The following is a 16,846-nucleotide window of genomic DNA, read 5'->3' on the forward strand; positions in this document are numbered from 1 at the left end:
CGACGAGGGTCCTCGCGCGCCTGCACGACGCCGCGGGTGCGAGGTATTCACTAGAAACCCACCAGAACAGGGAGAAAATGGCGCTCGATCAGGAAGCAAAGAGCAAGATCCGGCAGGAATACGCGACCGCCGAGGGCGACACCGGTTCGCCGGAGGTCCAGGTCGCGGTCCTCACCAAGCGCATCGCCGACCTCACCGAGCACCTCAAGGTGCACAAGCACGACCACCACAGCCGTCGTGGTCTGCTGCTGCTGGTCGGCCGTCGTCGCCGGCTGCTCAACTACATGCAGAAGAAGGACATCAGCCGCTACCGGACGCTCATCGAGCGCCTCGGCCTGCGGAGGTGACTGAGCGGGGGAGTGGCGCGACGTCGGGTTCGTCCCGGCGACGACCGCTCCCCCGACCCGTCACCAACGAATAACAGGGGCCAGCGCGACCACCCAACGGGAGCAGGTCGGCACCGGTCCTCGGTAGTGGCCCCCGGGCGCCCGGCACGAGCCGGCACCCCGGGCGCTTCGATCGAAGACCGGCCGTTCGGACAGCTCCCCAAGTGCCAACCGGGCGCGCGCCGGAACCCACCGGCGCAGAGGGCGGTCGTGAGCCCCACGACCGAAGGAGTGCAACACACTCATGACCGAGCAGAACACTCTCGGCACCGAGCAGAGCAAGGCCGTGATCGACAACGGTGCGTTCGGCACCCGCGAGATCACCTTCTCCACCGGCCGCCTGGCCCGCCAGGCCGCCGGCTCCGTCATCGCCCAACTCGGCGAGACGGTGGTCCTCTCCACGACCACCGCGGGCAAGCAGCCCAAGGAGCAGTTCGACTTCTTCCCGCTCACCGTCGACGTCGAGGAGCGGATGTACGCCGCGGGCCGGATCCCCGGTTCGTTCTTCCGCCGCGAGGGGCGCCCGAGCGAGGACGCGATCCTCACCTGCCGCCTGATCGACCGGCCGCTGCGCCCGTCCTTCGTCAAGGGCCTGCGCAACGAGGTCCAGGTCGTCGAGACCGTGCTGGCGCTCGACCCGCAGCACCCGTACGACGTGGTCGCGATCAACGCCGCGTCGATGTCCACCAAGCTGTCCGGCCTGCCGTTCTCCGGCCCGATCGGTGCCACCCGGATGGCGCACGTGGACGGCCAGTGGGTGGCCTTCCCGACCCACGAGGAGCTGGCCCGGGCCACCTTCGACATGGTCGTGGCCGGTCGGACCCTGCCGGACGGCGACGTCGCGATCATGATGGTCGAGGCCGAGGCGACGGCGAACACCGTGGCCCTGGTCGCCGGCGGTGCGACCGCGCCGACCGAGGAGATCGTGGCCGGTGGCCTGGAGGCCGCCAAGCCCGCCATCCGTGAGCTGTGCCGGGCGCAGAGCGCGCTGGCCGAGGTCGCGGCGAAGCCGGTGGCCGAGTTCCCGCTCTTCCTGGACTACCAGGACGACACGTTCGAAGCGGTCGCCGCGATCGCCCGTGGCGACGTCGCCGAGGCACTCCGGATCGCCGGCAAGGCCGAGCGCGAGGAAGCCCTGGACCTGATCAAGGACCGGGTGCGCGAGCAGCTCGCGACCGACTTCGAGGGACGCGAGCGCGAGGTCAGCGCCGCCTTCCGGTCGCTGACCAAGTCCGAGATGCGGGCCCGGGTCCTGCGGGACCAGGTCCGGATCGACGGCCGTGGCCCGCGCGACATCCGGCCGCTGACCGCCGAGATCCAGGTGCTCCCGCGGGTGCACGGCTCGGCGCTGTTCGAGCGCGGCGAGACGCAGATCCTCGGCGTCACCACGCTGAACATGCTCCGGATGGAGCAGGCGCTGGACACCCTCTCCCCGGAGAAGTCCAAGCGCTACATGCACAACTACAACTTCCCGCCGTACTCGACCGGTGAGACCGGCCGGGTCGGTGCGCCGAAGCGCCGCGAGATCGGCCACGGGGCGCTCGCCGAGCGGGCCCTCATCCCGGTGCTGCCGGCGCGGGAGGAGTTCCCGTACGCCATCCGGCAGGTCTCCGAGGCGCTCGGCTCGAACGGCTCCACCAGCATGGGTTCGGTCTGCGCGTCCACCCTGGCGCTGCTGTCCGCCGGTGTGCCGCTCAAGGCGCCGGTTGCCGGCATCGCGATGGGTCTGATCTCCGACGAGGTCGACGGCAAGACCCAGTACGTGACGCTGACCGACATCCTCGGTGCCGAGGACGCGTTCGGTGACATGGACTTCAAGGTCGCCGGTACGCCGGAGTTCGTCACCGCGCTCCAGCTCGACACCAAGCTCGACGGCATCCCGTCGGACGTGCTGGCCGCCGCGTTGCAGCAGGCGCACGAGGCTCGTACCACGATCCTCGGCGTGATGCAGCAGGCGATCGAGGGCCCGGCCACGATGTCGGACTACGCCCCGCGGGTGACCACGGTCCGGATCCCGGTCGACAAGATCGGCATGGTGATCGGGCCGAAGGGCCAGACCATCAACGCGATCCAGGACGAGACCGGCGCCGAGATCTCGATCGAGGACGACGGCACGATCTACGTCGGCGCGACCAACGGCCCGTCGGCCGAGGCCGCGGTGGAGCGGATCAACGCGATCGCCAACCCGACGCTGCCGAAGGTCGGGGACAAGTTCCTCGGCACCGTGGTGAAGACCGCGCCGTTCGGCGCCTTCGTCTCGCTGCTGCCCGGCCGGGACGGTCTGCTGCACATCTCCAAGGTCGGCGATGGCAAGCGGGTCGAGCGGGTCGAGGACTTCCTGAACGTCGGTGACCGGGTCGAGGTGTCGATCGCCGACATCGACGCCCGGGGCAAGATCTACCTGGACAAGGTGCGTCCGGAGGGCGAGGAGGCACCGGCCGAGGCCGACGGCGCCGACCGTCCGGCCAGCCGGGGCGGCGACCGTGGCCCGCGTGACCGTGGCGACCGGGACCGGGGCGACCGTGGCCCGAGCCGTGGTGAGGGCGAGGGTGGCGGTGAGGGCGGCGGCGAGCGTCGTCGCCGGGACCGTCGTAGCTGATCCACAGGGTTGACCAAACGGGCCGTGTCCTGTCGATCATGTCGATGGGACACGGCCTGTCCATCTCCACCGAGCTAGGAGTCCTGGTTCCTTGAAGCGGGATACGCAACCACCATTTCTCCTGACTCGGCCGGGACACGGCCGGTCCGCCGGTGCACACCGGGCGCCGGCCCGGGCGGTGACCCGTACGCTCAGCACCGATCCGCTCGGCGGCACCGTACGGCGTACCGTCCTGCCCAGCGGTCTGCGGATCCTCACCGAGGCGATCCCGACCGTACGGAGTGTCTCGTTCGGTGTCTGGGTGTCGGTCGGTTCGCGGGACGAGACCGGTGCCTCCGCCGGTGTCTCGCACTTCCTCGAACACCTGCTGTTCAAGGGCACGAACAAGCGGAACGCGCTGGAGATCTCGGCCGAGATCGAGGCGGTGGGCGGCGAGACGAACGCGTTCACCACCAAGGAGTACACCTGCTACTACGCGCGGGTGCTCGACCAGGACCTGCCGCTGGCCATCGACGTGATGTGCGACCTGGTCGCCGACTCGGTGCTCGACCCGGCCGACGTGGAGACCGAACGCGGGGTGATCCTCGAAGAGATCGCCATGCACGACGACGAGCCCGGCGACGAGGTGCACGACCTGTTCGCCACCGCCATCTACGGCGACCACCCGCTCGGCCGGCTGATCTCGGGTACCGAGGAGACCATCTCCCCGATGACCCGCCGGCAGATCCAGACCTTCTACAAGAAGCGCTACACCGCGCCGAACATCGTGATCTCCGCCGCCGGCAACCTCGACCACGCGACCGTGGTCAAGCTGGTCCGCCAGGCGCTGCGCGGCACCCCGCTGGACACCCCGGCCGCCGACCCGGCGCCGCCGCGTCCGGCCGCCCCGGCGGCGAAGACCAGGGTCGGGCGTACGGCGGTGGAGCACAAGGAGACCGAGCAGGCGCACGTGATCCTCGGCTGTGCCGGGATCGGCCGGGTCGACGACCGGCGGTTCGCGCTCGGCGTACTCAACAACGTGCTCGGCGGCGGCATGTCCAGCCGGCTGTTCCAGGAGATCCGGGAGCAGCGCGGGTTGGCGTACTCGGTCTACTCCTACGCCAGCCAGTACGCCGACAGCGGCGTCTTCGCCGTCTACGCCGGTTGCGCCCCGGGCAAGGTCGAGGAGGTCCTGAACCTGGTCCGGGCCGAGTTGGCCGAGGTCGCCGCGAACGGCATCAGCCCGAGCGAACTGGCCCGGGGCAAGGGCATGGCGAAGGGCTCGTACGTGCTCGGCCTGGAGGACACCGGTTCCCGGATGAGCCGGCTGGCCAAGGGCGAGCTGCTCTTCGGTGACCTGCTCTCGGTCGACCAGTTGCTCGCCCGGGTGGACGCGGTCACGGCCGAGGAGGTCAACGCGCTCGCCGCGGACCTGCTCGCCCGCCCGATGTCGCTCGCGGTCGTCGGCCCGTTCGGCGAGGACGACTTTCCCGCGAGCTGACCGTGCCGGCGGCCGCGGTTGGGACGTCTGCGGGTGCCTTCCGAGCGGGGTGGGATAGGTTGTGCCCCGTGAGTGACGGACTTGAAGCACTGGCGGAGACGTCGGCGGAGCCGCTGCGGGTCGGGGTGCTCGGCGCCCGGGGCCGGATGGGCATCGAGGTGTGCAGGGCGGTGGACGCCGCCGACGACCTCGAACTGGTCGCCATGGTCGACCAGGGCGACCAGTTGTTCTCCGCCTCGGACGCGGGTGCCGAGGTGGTGGTCGACTTCACCACCCCGGACGTGGTGATGGACAACCTGCACTGGTGCGTCGAGCAGGGCATCAGCGTTGTGGTCGGCACGAGCGGGTTCACCGAGCAGCGCCTCGACCGGGTGCGCAACTGGCTCTCGCACAAGCCGGGCGTCGGCGTGGTGATCGCCCCCAACTTCGGCATCGGTGCGGTCCTGATGATGCAGTTCGCTGCCCGGGCCGCGCGGTTCTTCGAGTCGGTCGAGGTGATCGAGCAGCACCACCCGAAGAAGCTCGACGCGCCCAGCGGCACGGCCACCCACACTGCGCGGTTGATCGCGCAGGCACGGGCCGAGGCCGGTCTGGGGGCCGGACCGGACGCGACCAAGGACGAGGTGCCGGGTGCGCGCGGGGCGGAGATCGACGGCGTACGGGTCCACTCGGTCCGCGCCGCCGGCCTGGTCGCGCACCAGGAGGTCCTGTTCGGTACGACCGGCGAGACCCTCACCATCCGGCACGACTCGTACGACCGGGCGTCGTTCATGCCCGGTGTGCTGCTGGCGATCCGTTCGGTGCCCCGCCGCCCCGGTCTCACCCTCGGCCTGGACGCCCTGCTCGACTGAGCATCCCTGGTTGCCCTTGTCCCGGCAACTGAGCATCCCGGACATGACGTCGTCCCGGCACCGGTTGATCCGGTGCCGGGACGTTGTCGTCCGGTGGGTGTTACCGCTCGTCGACCACGGTGAGACCGGCCGGTAGTCCGGTGACGGTGGCGACGCCGTTCCGGTCCACGGAGACGTCGACCGGGGCGCCGGCCACCCGCAGCCGCTGCGCGCTGACCGCGCCGAGCGGGGCGCCGTGCAGCGGACGGAGGCGTACGGTGCCGGCCGGGACGTCCGGGTAGAGCCCGACGGCCGCCTGGAGCAGGACCACGGCGGCGGCCGCGGACCAGGCCTGTGGCTGGCAGGCCGCCGGGTACGGCGCCGGCCGGCCCAGGGTGGCCCGGTCGTCGCCGCTGAACAGTTCGGGCAGCCGGTAGTCGAACGCCTCGGCGGCGCTGAGCAGCCCCTCGGCGAGCTGTGCGGCCGGGGCGGTGAAGCCCTCCCGGGCGAGTCCGGCGATGACGATCGCGGTGTCGTGCGACCAGATCGAGCCGCAGTGGTACGACAGCGGGCTGAAGCCGCCGTCGGTGGCGGACATGGTCCGCAGCCCGAACCCGCCGGCCAGGCCGGGTCCGGCGATCGCCTCGGCGACCTGGGTCGACTCGGCCGCCGTCAGCAGTCCGGTGCCGAGCAGGTGGCCGATGTTGCTGGTCAGCGCGTCGACCGGGCGCTTGTCCCGGTCCAGGGCCAGGGCCGGGTACGGCCCGTCGGGGCCGTCGACCCAGAACTGGTTGCGGAACCGTTCGGCGAGCCGACCGGCGTAGTCGAGCCAGCGTTGCGCGCCGGGCCGGCCGAAGGCGGCGAGCAGGGCCGCCCCCTGGGTGGCCGCCTGGTACGCGTAACCCTGCACCTCGGCGAGGGCGATCGGGGCGTGGGCGAGGGAGCCGTCCCGGAACCGGACCGAGTCGAAGGAGTCCTTCCATCCCTGGTTGGCCAGCCCCCGGCCGCTGGTGTCGACGTACTCGACGAAGCCGTCACCGTCGGCGTCGGCGTGGTCGGCGAGCCAACCGAGTGACGCCTCCAGGACGGGCAGCAGGTCGGCTACCTCGTTGTCGGCGAGTCCCCAGCGCCAGGCGTCGTGCAGCAGGTTGACCCAGAGCATGGTGGCGTCGACGGTGCCGTAGTAGGCGGCGGGCAGGTGCAGGCCGTTGCCGGCGACGGTGAACTCGTCCCGGCGCAACTCGTGCATGATCTTGCCGGGTGCCTCGCCGGAGTCGGGGTCGATCTTCGTCCCCTGCCGGCGGGCGAGCACCCGCAGCGTGCTGGCGGCCAGGTCGGTGCCGAGCGGGAGCATCATCCTTGCCGCCCAGAGGCTGTCCCGGCCGAACAGGGTGAGGAACCAGGGGACCCCGGCGCCGAGGAAGACGTCCTGCGGGGCATCGGCCTCGGCCAGCCGCAGTCCGCGCAGATCGTCGAGGGACCGGTCGAGCAGCCGGGTGAGCCGCCGGTCGTCGGCCCGTACCTCCGGGCGGGACCAGGCAGGTTCCGCGGGCGGTGCGACAACCACGGCGCGCGGGTCGTCCACCACCAGGTGCCACCGCAGTACGGCCGAGGTGCGCGGGGCCAGCTCCACCGGCCAGACCAGCCGGGCCGTGCCGTCTCCCGCGACGGCGGTCACCGCGCCGGTGCCGGTGTCGGTGCTGGCGTTCGTGACCGCCGCAGCGCCCGTGCCGATGGTGCCGCCGGCGACGACCGGTTCGCCGGTCACCACGACGGTGATGCCGTCGCCGGCCCAGGTGAGCTGGCCGGGTTCGCCGCTCTTGGCTTCGAGGTCGACGGTCGCGCCGCCGGACTTGACCACCTCGATCGGGGCCAGGTCGCAGCCGAGGTCGAGGGTGACCTCGGCGCGGATCGGGGCGGTGGCGGTGGAGAAGACGTGGATCTCCTCGGTCAGCCCGCGCGAGGTCATCCGGCGGATCCGGTCGACCCGTACGGTCGGGTCGGGGGTGTCGTCGCCGAGCCAGCGGGCCAGCGAGACGAACCGGGCGCCGTGCGGACCGTCGGTGCCGTGGGTGATCGACTCCGGCTCGCGGCCGTCGACCAGGAGTTCGGCGCGGGACAGCACCCGGGCGTCGGCGTGGAACACGCCCTGTACGCCGGCCGGCCGGATCTGCCCGTCCTGGCCGCTCAGTGTGCTGGTCGGGGCGAGGACGACACCGACAAGATCGTGCAGCAACGGTTGCAGGTAGCGGTTGGTCACGAGGAGCTCCTGAGCGGGGGGCGGGGCGTTGACGAACCCTTGACAACTCGTCGCGGGCGGTGCAACATGCGAAACATTCCAGAAACTTGAACGATCCAATAATGCCTCATCAGAGTTTGAACGTTCAAGACGGGAGGGAGGATTTATGGCACAGAAAGTGACCATCGCGACAGTGGCCCGCCATGCCGGGGTCAGCCGCCAGACCGTCTCGAACGTGATCCACAGCCCGGAGATCGTCCGCGAGGAAACCCGCGAACGGGTCCGGGAGGCCATCTCCGTCCTCGGTTACCGCGCCAGCCAGGCCGCCCGGCAGATGCGTACGGGGCGATCCCAACTGATCGCCGTACGGATCGAGCCGACCCGGGACGGGATCAACGGCTCGGTGCTCGACCGGTTCCTGCACGGGCTCACCGAGGCGGCCGGCGAGGCCGGTTACCGGGTGATGCTCTACACGGCCGAGGACCCGACCACCGAGATCGCCACCTACGACGACCTGCTCGGCGCGTACGACCTGGACGCGTTCGTGCTCACCGGCACCGACCACGGCGACATCCGTACCGCCTGGCTGGCCGAACGGAAGGTGCCCTTCGTCACCTTCGGTCGGTCCTGGGACGCCCCGGAGCGCTACCCCTGGGTCGACGTCGACGGTGCCGCCGGCACCGCCGCAGCCACCGCTCACCTGGTCACTCAGGGTCACCAACGGATAGCCTTCGTTGGCTGGCCGGTTGGTTCCGGGGTGGGCGACAACCGCCGCGCTGGCTGGGCGTCGACCGTCCGGGCGACCGGCGCCGACCCGGCCGAACTCGACCGGGCCACCCCGGATGGCATTACTCAGGGTGAGGCGGTGGCGGATGAACTGCTCGGTCTGCGGAAACCACCGACGGCGATGGTCTGTGCCAGCGACTCGCTGGCGCTCGGCGCCCTCCAGGCGGTACGGGCCCGTGGCGTGACCGTGGCGGTCACCGGTTTCGACGACACCCCGGTCGCCCAGGCGATCGGGCTGACCAGTGTGAGCCAGCCGTTGGCCCAGGCGGCGGCGAGCTGCGTGGACCTGCTGACCGGCGTGCTCGACGGCGGCGGCATCCGGGACGGCCGTACCGGGGACGGCGCACCGGCCCAGGTGCTGCTGACGCCGTCGCTGGTGCTCCGCCAGTCCGGCTGACCAGGCGCACGGACACCCCCAACTGCATACCCCGTACTTCCCAAGCACCACCGGTATCCCACCCCCCACCAGGAGATTGACATGGCACGACGTTTCATCCGGCGCTCGGCTGTGGCGGGCATCGCCGTGGCGGCGCTGTTCGGTTCCGCCGCCTGTGGCGGTGGCTTCGACGACGACAACGCCGACAGCGCCCAGAACAGTGGCCCGGCCAACATCCAGATCCTGATCGGCTCGTCCGGCGAGGCCGAGACCAAGGCGGTGCAGGACGCGGCGACCGCGTGGGCCAGCAGCTCCGGCAACACCGCGACGGTCACCCCGGCGCAGGACCTCACCCAGCAGCTCGGCCAGGCCCTTGCCGGCGGCACCCCGCCGGACGTCTTCTACGTCGACGCCGGCCGCTTCGCCGACTACGCCAGCGTCGGCGCGCTGGAGCCGTACGGGGACAAGCTCGCCGACAGCGGTGACTTCTACGACAGCCTGCGCCAGACGTTCACCTACGACGGCAAGTTCTACTGCGCGCCGAAGGACTTCTCCACCCTCGCCCTGGAGATCAACACCGATCTGTGGGCCAAGGCCGGACTGACCGACGCGGACATCCCGACCACCTGGGAGCAGCTCACCACCACCGCCCAGAAGATCAAGGCGAAGGGCATCACCCCGATGGCGATCGGCGACACCCGGGACCGGGTCGGCGCCTTCCTCGCCCAGGCCGGCGGCTGGATCACCAGCGCCGACGGCAAGCAGGCCACCGCCGACAGCCCGGCCAACCTCCAGGCCCTGGAGTACGTCAAGACCCTGCTCGCCGGTGGTCTGGCGCAGTACCCGAAGCAGCTCGACGCCGGCTGGGCCGGTGAGGCCTTCGGCAAGGGCAAGGTCGCGATGACCATCGAGGGCAACTGGATCAAGGGCGGTCTGCAGAACGACTTCCCGGACACCAAGTACACCGTGCACCCGCTGCCGGCCGGCCCGAAGGGCAAGGGCACGCTCTCCTTCACCAACTGCTGGGGGATCGCGGCCAAGAGCCAGCACAAGGAGCAGGCGATCAAGTTCGTCGAGGCGATGACCAGCGTCGACCAGCAGATGACCTTCGCCAAGGCGTTCGGTGTCATGCCGTCGCGCGAGTCCGCCCGGGACCAGTACACCCAGGCGTTCCCGGCCGACAAGCCGTTCATCGACGGCGCCGAGTACGCCCAGGGCCCGGTCAACGCCCCGAAGATGGACAGCGTCCTGGTCGACTTCGACGCCCAGCTCTCCGCGCTGGCCAGCACCGACCCGAAGACGATCCTGCAGAACCTGCAGAAGAACACCGCCGCCACCCTCGGCGGCTGACCTCCTGAGGAAGGGCCCCCGGTCCGCGGACCGGGGGCCCACCCGCACCGACCCGTACCCCTCGAAAGTTCCCCCTCGAAAAGAGGAAGCATGGCTTCCGGAGTCCCGGCCGCTCCCCGCCGCCTACGTGGTGGGATCCGCGGCAACGAGCGGATCGCCGGCTGGGTCTTCGTCGCCCCGGTCGTGGTGATCCTCGGCGTCTTCATGCTGCTGCCGATCCTGATGGCGCTCTGGGTGAGCCTCACCTCCTGGAACGGTCAGGGCAGCCCGTTCACCGGCAAGGTCCCGTTCGTCGGGGCGGACAACTACACCCACCTCTTCACCGAGGACGGGTTGGCCCGCCGAGACTTCATGACCTCGATCCGGAACAACATCTACTACGTGGCGATCGTCGTACCGGTGCAGACCGCGCTCGCGCTCTTCCTCGCCCTGGTGGTCAACCACCGGATGCTCAAGGGCAAGTCGTTCTTCCGTACGGCGTTCTACTTCCCGTCGGTCACCAGCTCGGTCGCGATCAGCGTGGTCTTCCTGTTCATGTTCGCCAACTCCGGGGCAATCAACGGGCTGCTGGGCCTGTTCGGGATCGACGGGCCGCAGTGGTTCGCCGACTCGCGCGGCATCCTGCACCTGTTCTTCGGCCTGTTCGGGGTGGACCAGCCGCCGGCCGCGCTCAGCAGCGGCGGCCCGCTCGGGCTGACCTGGTGGGACTGGCTGTCCGGGCCGAGCGTGGCGATGACCGCGATCATCGCGCTGGTCATCTGGACCACCTCGGGCACCTTCATGCTGATGTTCCTCGCCGCGCTGCAGAACGTCCCGGTGGCGCTGGAGGAGGCCAGCGTGCTCGACGGGACGACCCGGTGGCAGCGGCTGCGTTACCTGACCCTGCCGATGATCAAGCCGACCCTCTTCCTGGTGCTGACCCTCGGCCTGATCGGGTCCTGGCAGGTCTTCGACCAGATCTACGTGATGAGCCAGGGCAATCCGGCGAAGACCACGCTCACCCCGGCGTACCTGTCCTACCGGACCGCTTTCCGCGACTTCGACTACGGCGCCGGCGCGGCGATCTCGTTCGTCCTGTTCCTGATCATCATCGTGCTGACCCTGGCGCAGCGGCGGTTGATGCGCGACCGGGACACCGGCCGCTCGCACCGCTGGTGGCGCCGGTCCGAGCGGAGGTCGTGAGATGTCCATCGTGACCGAGCCCCCGACCAGGGGAAACGCGCCGGCCGGTGATCCGCCGCCACCGCCGGAACGTACGCCGAGGCCCGCCGCCACCTCCGGCCACCGGCGGGAGCCGCGCAGCCTGGTGACCAGCTTCGTCGGGTACGCCATCCTGATCTTCTTCGCGCTGGTCTTCCTCTACCCGTTCGTGATCCAGATCGCCAGCTCGTTCAAGACCGAGCCGGACGCGGCGGCCAACCCGCTCTCCCCGGTGCCGAACCCGGTCGACCTGGACAGCTTCCAACGGATCTTCGAGGGGACGAACTTCCCGCTCTGGCTGGGCAACTCGCTGCTGGTCACGGTCGTGGTCACGCTCGGCCGGGTGTTCCTGGACTCGCTCGCCGGGTACGCCCTGGCCCGGCTGCGCTTCCGGGGCCGGACCGCGATCTTCGCCGCCGTGGTGGCGATGATGGCCGTACCGGGTGTGGTGCTGCTGATCCCGAAGTTCCTGGTCCTCAACCAGCTCGGCATCTACAACACGTACACCGCGCTGATCCTGCCGCTGCTGGTGGACGCCGCCGGGGTCTTCATCATGAAGCAGTTCTTCGAGTCGGTGCCGCCCAGCGTGGAGGAGGCGGCCCGGATCGACGGCGCGGGGGTGTTCCGTACGTTCTGGTCGGTGGTCCTGCCGACCGCCAAACCGGCCCTGATCACGCTGACCATCCTGTCGTTCCAGGGCTCCTGGAACGAGTTCCCGCACTCCCTGGTCGCGGTCCAGGACCCGAACCTGTTCACCCTGCCGCGTGGGCTCGCCGACCTGGTCAGCGGCTCGCTCGGCGCGGGTACGCAGTACCCGCTCAAACTCGGCGCCGCGTTGCTGGCCACCATCCCGGTGGCGATCATCTTCGTGGTGTTCCAGCGTTACTTCGTCCGCGACGCCAACCAGGGCGCCGACAAGGGCTGACGCCCGCCGGGGCCGCGCCCGACCGGGGCCGGCCCCGTGGCACGGGGAGCCCGCGCACGCTCACGAAGCGTCCGTGGGCTCCTCGGTGCCGGTCGACGTTCGAAGTCGGTGCCGGTCTACGACTCGGCGTCGGTGCCGGTCGCCGAATCCGCGTCCAGGGAGACGTGCAGGCGCAACTGGGGGACCAGCATGTCGTCCACGTCCAGCGCCCGGGTCGCCCCGTCCGGCTCCCAGCCGGTGCTGGCCAGGAACGCCCTGGTCGCCTCGTCGCCGTCGAAGGCCCAGGCGATCGCCGTACGGGCGCCGTCCTCACGCCACAGGTCGACGCTCGCCGCCAGCAGCCGACTGCCGTGCCCACGACGGCCCCAGCGCGGCTCCACCAGCAGGTCGGTCACCCCGATCAGGTCCGGGACCAGCGTTTGCGCGGGTTCGTCCGGGGCAAGTGACTGCTCGTCTGCCGGTCCGGATGCGGCAAAACCCACCAGATAAGATTTCTCCGCCTGCTCGATCGCCACCAGGACGCGGTGCCGGGGCGACGGTGGTGCCTCGATCGCGGCGGACCACCGCTTGCCGAGCCACCCCTCGTCCAACCGGTCGAGCACGTGCTTGGGCAGCAGCCGGCGATAGGCGACCCGCCAGGTCGCGAGCTGAATGCGTGCGATCTCGGCGGCGTCCTCCGGACGCGCCGGGCGGACGTACCCGAGAGCCATGAACGGTGAGCGTACGGACGCGAGGGAGGCGACGGTGGCGCAGGGTACCTTCCGGCGAACCCGGTACCAGGTACTCTTCGTGCTCGCCCTGGCCGTCCTGGTCGCCGCGTTCCTGTCGGTGGCGGCCGTCGGGCACGGATTCTTCGACCTCAAGGTCTACTCCGGTGCCCTGCACTACTGGGCCCGTGAGGGCGGCGAGATCTACGACTGGCTCAAGCCGAACAGCAAGTACGGCTTCACCTATCCGCCGTTCGCCGCCCTGGTCATGCTGCCGTTGGCGTACCTGCCGTTCACGGTGTCGATGGTGCTGAGCGTCTCCGCCACCGTCGTGGTGAGCGTGCTCCTGCTCTGGTGGCTGGTCGACCCGATCGCCCGCCGGGTGGGCTGGACCCGCTGGTTCGCCCTGGCGGTGGCGGCCCTGCTCGCGGCGGCCTTCGAGCCGATGCGCGAGACGGTCGACTTCGGCCAGGTCAACATGCTGCTGCTGGTGCTGGTCGCGGCCGATCTGCTCTGGCTGGTCCGCCCCGGCTACGCCGCACCCGGGCAGGTCGTACCCGGTAGTTTCCTGCCCGGACGCGCCCCGGCCGGCGGCCTGCGGACCTCGTCCCGGTACAAACGCTGGGCCGGGGTGGGCATCGGGCTGGCCACCGCGATCAAGCTGACACCGGGCATCTTCATCGTCTACCTGCTGGTCACCGGGCGGTGGCGGGCGGCGCTCACGGCCAGCGGGACCGCCGCCGTCGCGACCCTGGTCGCCGCCGCGATCGCCCCGGACGCCTCGCGGGAGTTCTGGACCACCGCGCTCTGGGACACCGACCGGGTCGGCGAGCTGGCGTTCATCTCCAACCAGTCCTTGCAGGGGATGGTCGCCCGCCTCGACCCGGCCCAGCCGAGCAAGCTGGCCTGGCTGATCCTGGTCGGGGCCGCGGTGGTCATCTGGGCCTGGCGGGTACGGGCCGCGGTGCGCATCGGTGACGAGGTGACCGGGCTGGCCCTGACCGGGGTGCTGGGCGCGCTGGTCAGCCCGGTGACCTGGGTGCACCACCTGGTGTGGCTGATCCCGGCGCTGGTCCTGCTGGTCGACCACGCGTACGGGTCACCCGCCGGCAGCCGAAGGCGGCGCTGGCTGCTCGCCTTCGCGATCGTCGCGTACGCGGTGCTGTGCAGTCGACTGGTCTGGTCCTGGGAGCACGACTTCACCGGCGTGGGCGGGTTCCTCGGCAGCAACGCCTACGTCTGGGTCAGCATCGCGCTGCTGGTCGGGCTGCCGATCGGGGCACCGTCACGGCTAGCCGAGCCGGGCGGCGTACCGAAGCTCGACCAGCCCGAGCGGCGGCCGTCCCCCGGTCCGGTGTAGCTCGTACGTCGACTGCTCGCCGTCGGTGACCAGTCCGGCGCGTTCGTAGAACCGGCGGGCCCGTTCGTTCTCCGCCAGCACCCACAGCCGGATGTCCCGCCACCCGCGCTCGGTCAGCCCGGTCAGCCCGGCGACCATCAGCTCCCGGCCGACGCCGGTGCCCCAGTGCGCCGGGTCGACGTACATCGTCAGGATCTCGCCGTACGTGTGGTCGAGGTCGTCCCGGTCCTGGTTGTTGCGGTACGGGCCGAAGGTGGTGAACCCGATCACGGTGTCGTCCCGTTCCGCCAGCAGGGTGGTGAACGGGTGCTCCGGGTCGGCGGTCCCGATGTCGCGCCGCCGCTGCGCCCACGCCTGTACGTTCAGCCGGGCCAGCACCTCGTCCGGCATGATGCCCGCGTACCCGGCCTGCCAGGTGCGTACGTGCACGCTCGCGACCGCCTCGGCGTCGGCGGGTTCCTCCGGTCGGATCGTCAGCACGTGTCCGTTCTAACCCCTGCCGGGCGGCGAGTCCAGCCCATCGGGTCGCGTCCGAGTCGTGCCGGGCGGCGGGTCCGACCCGTCGGACCGCGCCCCGGCCCGGATACCCCGGATGAGTGTCGGGGGGTGCGGTTAGGGTGCGGGGCGATGGGAGTTTCTGAATCTTTGTCGCTGGCCCAGGCCCGGCGGGTGGCGCTGGCCGCCCAGGGTTTCGCCGACCCGGTGCCCACCGCCGTGCCGACCGCGCGTCATCTGCGCCGGGTGCTCGGCCGGGTCGGGCTGCTCCAGATGGACTCGGTCAACGTGTTGCAGCGGGCGCACTACCTGCCGCTCTACAGCCGGCTCGGCCCGTACCCGACCGACCTGCTCGACCGGGCCGCCTACCGGCCGCCCCGGGACCTGTTCGAATACTGGGGGCACGAGGCGTCCCTGGTCCCGGTCGACCTGCAACCGCTGCTGCGCTGGCGGATGGCCGCCGCGCGGGACGAGTCGTGGGGCGGGATGCGCCGGATCGCCCAGGAGCAGCCGCAGCTCGTCGCCTGGGTCCGGGACGAGGTGGCCGACCGGGGTCCGCTGACCGCGGCCGAGATCGAGCACGACGCGCCCCGCGAAACCGGGAACTGGGGCTGGAACTGGTCGGAGGTGAAACGGGCGCTGGAGTTCCTCTTCTGGGCCGGCGAGGTCGCCGCGGCCAGCCGGACGAACTCCTTCGCCCGCCGCTACGACCTGCCCGAACGGGTCCTGCCGGCGGCGGTGCTGAACACCCCGACCCCGGAGCCGGCGGACGCGTACCGGCGGTTGGTGGCGATCGCGGCCCGGTCCCTGGGGGTGGCCGCCGAGCCGGAGTTGCGGGACTACTTCCGGCTGCCGGTGGCGGCGGCACGGGCGGCGGTGGCGGAACTCGTCGAGGCGGGGGAGCTGCTGCCGGTGACGGTCCAGGGTTGGCGGCTGCCGGCGTACCTGCACGTCGATGCCCGGCTACCCCGGTGGGTCCGGGCGAACACGCTGGTCAGCCCGTTCGACCCGCTGGTCTGGGAGCGGGCCCGGACCGAGCGGCTGTTCAATTTCAGCTACCGGATCGAGATCTACGTCCCGGCCCCGCAGCGGGTCCACGGCTACTACGTCCTGCCGTTCCTGCAGGGGGAGCGGTTCACCGCCCGGGTGGACCTGAAGGCCGACCGGAAGGCGGGTCTGCTGCTGGTGCCGGCGGCCTGGTTGGAGCCGGGCGCGGATCCGGCCGACACCGCGTTGGCGCTCGCCGCCGAGCTGCGCCGGCTCGCCGGCTGGCTCGGCCTCAGTGCGGTCGCACCGCCCGTCGCGGGAGATCTCGCCGGCCCGCTCACCGCCGCCCTGGTTTCCACCACCGGTGTACGGTGAGAGCGGCCGGCGCGGACGAGTGGGGTGGCTATGACCAGCACGGGTGGACCGACCACACCGCCCGATCTGCCGACCGTCGTGGGGCCGCAGTGGACACCCGACCCGGACGCCCCGCAGCAGTGGTACCCGGTGGCCGCCGAACCGGACCGGATCACCCGGTTCTTCGACCGGATCGCGGCCCGGTCCCCGCGCTGGTTGGCCCCGGTCGCGATCCTCGCCTGCTTCGGTGGTGCGGTCGGTTACACGCTCTACGCCGACCCGACCCGCAGCGCCCCCGACGCGGCACCGACCTGCCTGCTGAAGCTGACCACCGGGCTGGACTGTCCCGGCTGCGGCGGCACCCGCGCGTTCTGGTACCTGCTCCACGGTGACCTGCCGGCCGCCGCCCGGCACCACATCCTCTTTGTCTTCGCCGTCCCGTTCCTGCTCTACGTGTACGCCGCCTGGGCCGGCAAGCAGCTCTTCGGCTGGCGCCTGCCGCAGCTCTCGATCGGCCCGGTCACCATCGGCGTTTTCCTCGCCGCCTGGATGGCCTTCTCAGTTCTGCGCAACCTGCCCTGGACCCCCTTCACCTGGTTCTACGTCTAACCCCCCACCCCCACCCCCACCCCCCGCGCCCCCGCCCCCTCCTGCCGCGTCGATCTAGGGCAAATGGTGGCGTGTTGATCTTTAATCACCACCATCTGCCCTAGATCAACGCGCAGGAGATGGGAGGGGAGGGAGGGGTGGGAGGGGAGGGAGGGGTGGGGGC

At 71.0% G+C, this 16,846-nt stretch carries 14 protein-coding genes; 11 read left to right on the forward strand and 3 right to left on the reverse strand.

The annotated features are described in order from the left end of the window. Positions 1-77 precede the first annotated feature (77 nt). The 4 genes from rpsO to dapB all read left to right on the forward strand — a co-directional run bounded on the left by rpsO (position 78) and on the right by dapB (position 5,316). Positions 78-347 carry a 30S ribosomal protein S15 gene (gene rpsO, locus ACWEFB_RS14395; RefSeq protein WP_326560336.1) on the forward strand — a complete coding sequence of 90 codons (270 nt, stop codon included), beginning with the start codon at positions 78-80 and terminating at the stop codon, positions 345-347. A 283-nt stretch (positions 348-630) separates the two neighbouring features. Next, the gene (locus ACWEFB_RS14400; protein ID WP_452285529.1) at positions 631-2,985 is read left to right on the forward strand and encodes a polyribonucleotide nucleotidyltransferase; all 2,355 of its coding nucleotides are present in this window, start codon (positions 631-633) and stop codon (positions 2,983-2,985) included. Positions 2,986-3,106: 121 nt separating this feature from the next. Continuing rightward, positions 3,107-4,465: a M16 family metallopeptidase gene (locus ACWEFB_RS14405; protein ID WP_452285663.1), complete on the forward strand. Its 1,359-nt coding sequence runs from the start codon at positions 3,107-3,109 to the stop codon at positions 4,463-4,465. Positions 4,466-4,554: 89 nt separating this feature from the next. Next, a complete protein-coding gene (gene dapB / locus ACWEFB_RS14410; protein ID WP_452285665.1) occupies positions 4,555-5,316 on the forward strand; it encodes a 4-hydroxy-tetrahydrodipicolinate reductase in 762 nt (253 codons plus the stop codon). A 100-nt stretch (positions 5,317-5,416) separates the two neighbouring features. Here the strand turns inward: dapB and ACWEFB_RS14415 are convergent, their stop codons facing one another. Next, the gene (locus tag ACWEFB_RS14415) at positions 5,417-7,555 is read right to left on the reverse strand and encodes an amylo-alpha-1,6-glucosidase (RefSeq protein WP_452285531.1); all 2,139 of its coding nucleotides are present in this window, start codon (positions 7,553-7,555) and stop codon (positions 5,417-5,419) included. A 145-nt stretch (positions 7,556-7,700) separates the two neighbouring features. On the opposite strand from ACWEFB_RS14415, the gene ACWEFB_RS14420 reads away from it, so the two are divergent. The 4 genes from ACWEFB_RS14420 to ACWEFB_RS14435 all read left to right on the forward strand — a co-directional run bounded on the left by ACWEFB_RS14420 (position 7,701) and on the right by ACWEFB_RS14435 (position 12,171). Beyond that, on the forward strand, positions 7,701-8,717 hold the full coding sequence (locus ACWEFB_RS14420; RefSeq protein ID WP_452285533.1) for a substrate-binding domain-containing protein: 1,017 nt from the start codon (positions 7,701-7,703) through the stop codon (positions 8,715-8,717). 81 nt (positions 8,718-8,798) lie between these two features. Further along, positions 8,799-10,046: a sugar ABC transporter substrate-binding protein gene (locus tag ACWEFB_RS14425; protein ID WP_452285535.1), complete on the forward strand. Its 1,248-nt coding sequence runs from the start codon at positions 8,799-8,801 to the stop codon at positions 10,044-10,046. A 90-nt stretch (positions 10,047-10,136) separates the two neighbouring features. Then, positions 10,137-11,228 (forward strand): carbohydrate ABC transporter permease, encoded by a 1,092-nt coding sequence (locus ACWEFB_RS14430; protein WP_452285537.1) that lies wholly within the window; start codon positions 10,137-10,139, stop codon positions 11,226-11,228. A gap of 1 nt (position 11,229) precedes the next feature. After that, positions 11,230-12,171: a carbohydrate ABC transporter permease gene (locus ACWEFB_RS14435; protein WP_452285539.1), complete on the forward strand. Its 942-nt coding sequence runs from the start codon at positions 11,230-11,232 to the stop codon at positions 12,169-12,171. 116 nt (positions 12,172-12,287) lie between these two features. On the opposite strand, the gene ACWEFB_RS14440 is transcribed toward ACWEFB_RS14435, so the two are convergent. Then, positions 12,288-12,881 carry an N-acetyltransferase family protein gene (locus ACWEFB_RS14440; protein ID WP_452285541.1) on the reverse strand — a complete coding sequence of 198 codons (594 nt, stop codon included), beginning with the start codon at positions 12,879-12,881 and terminating at the stop codon, positions 12,288-12,290. A 34-nt stretch (positions 12,882-12,915) separates the two neighbouring features. On the opposite strand from ACWEFB_RS14440, the gene ACWEFB_RS14445 reads away from it, so the two are divergent. Further along, positions 12,916-14,238, forward strand: coding sequence for a glycosyltransferase 87 family protein (locus tag ACWEFB_RS14445; RefSeq protein WP_452285543.1), 1,323 nt, complete (start codon positions 12,916-12,918; stop codon positions 14,236-14,238). Here ACWEFB_RS14445 and ACWEFB_RS14450 read toward each other — a convergent pair. Next, positions 14,170-14,718 carry an N-acetyltransferase family protein gene (locus tag ACWEFB_RS14450; RefSeq protein ID WP_452285544.1) on the reverse strand — a complete coding sequence of 183 codons (549 nt, stop codon included), beginning with the start codon at positions 14,716-14,718 and terminating at the stop codon, positions 14,170-14,172. The genes ACWEFB_RS14445 and ACWEFB_RS14450 overlap by 69 nt on opposite strands. 147 nt (positions 14,719-14,865) lie before the next feature. Between ACWEFB_RS14450 and ACWEFB_RS14455 the strand changes: the two genes are divergently transcribed. Further along, a complete protein-coding gene (locus ACWEFB_RS14455; protein WP_452285546.1) occupies positions 14,866-16,095 on the forward strand; it encodes a winged helix-turn-helix domain-containing protein in 1,230 nt (409 codons plus the stop codon). Positions 16,096-16,125: 30 nt separating this feature from the next. Then, positions 16,126-16,683 carry a DUF2752 domain-containing protein gene (locus tag ACWEFB_RS14460; RefSeq protein ID WP_452285548.1) on the forward strand — a complete coding sequence of 186 codons (558 nt, stop codon included), beginning with the start codon at positions 16,126-16,128 and terminating at the stop codon, positions 16,681-16,683. Positions 16,684-16,846 lie beyond the last annotated feature (163 nt).

This window comes from Micromonospora sp. NPDC004704 (assembly GCF_053601675.1).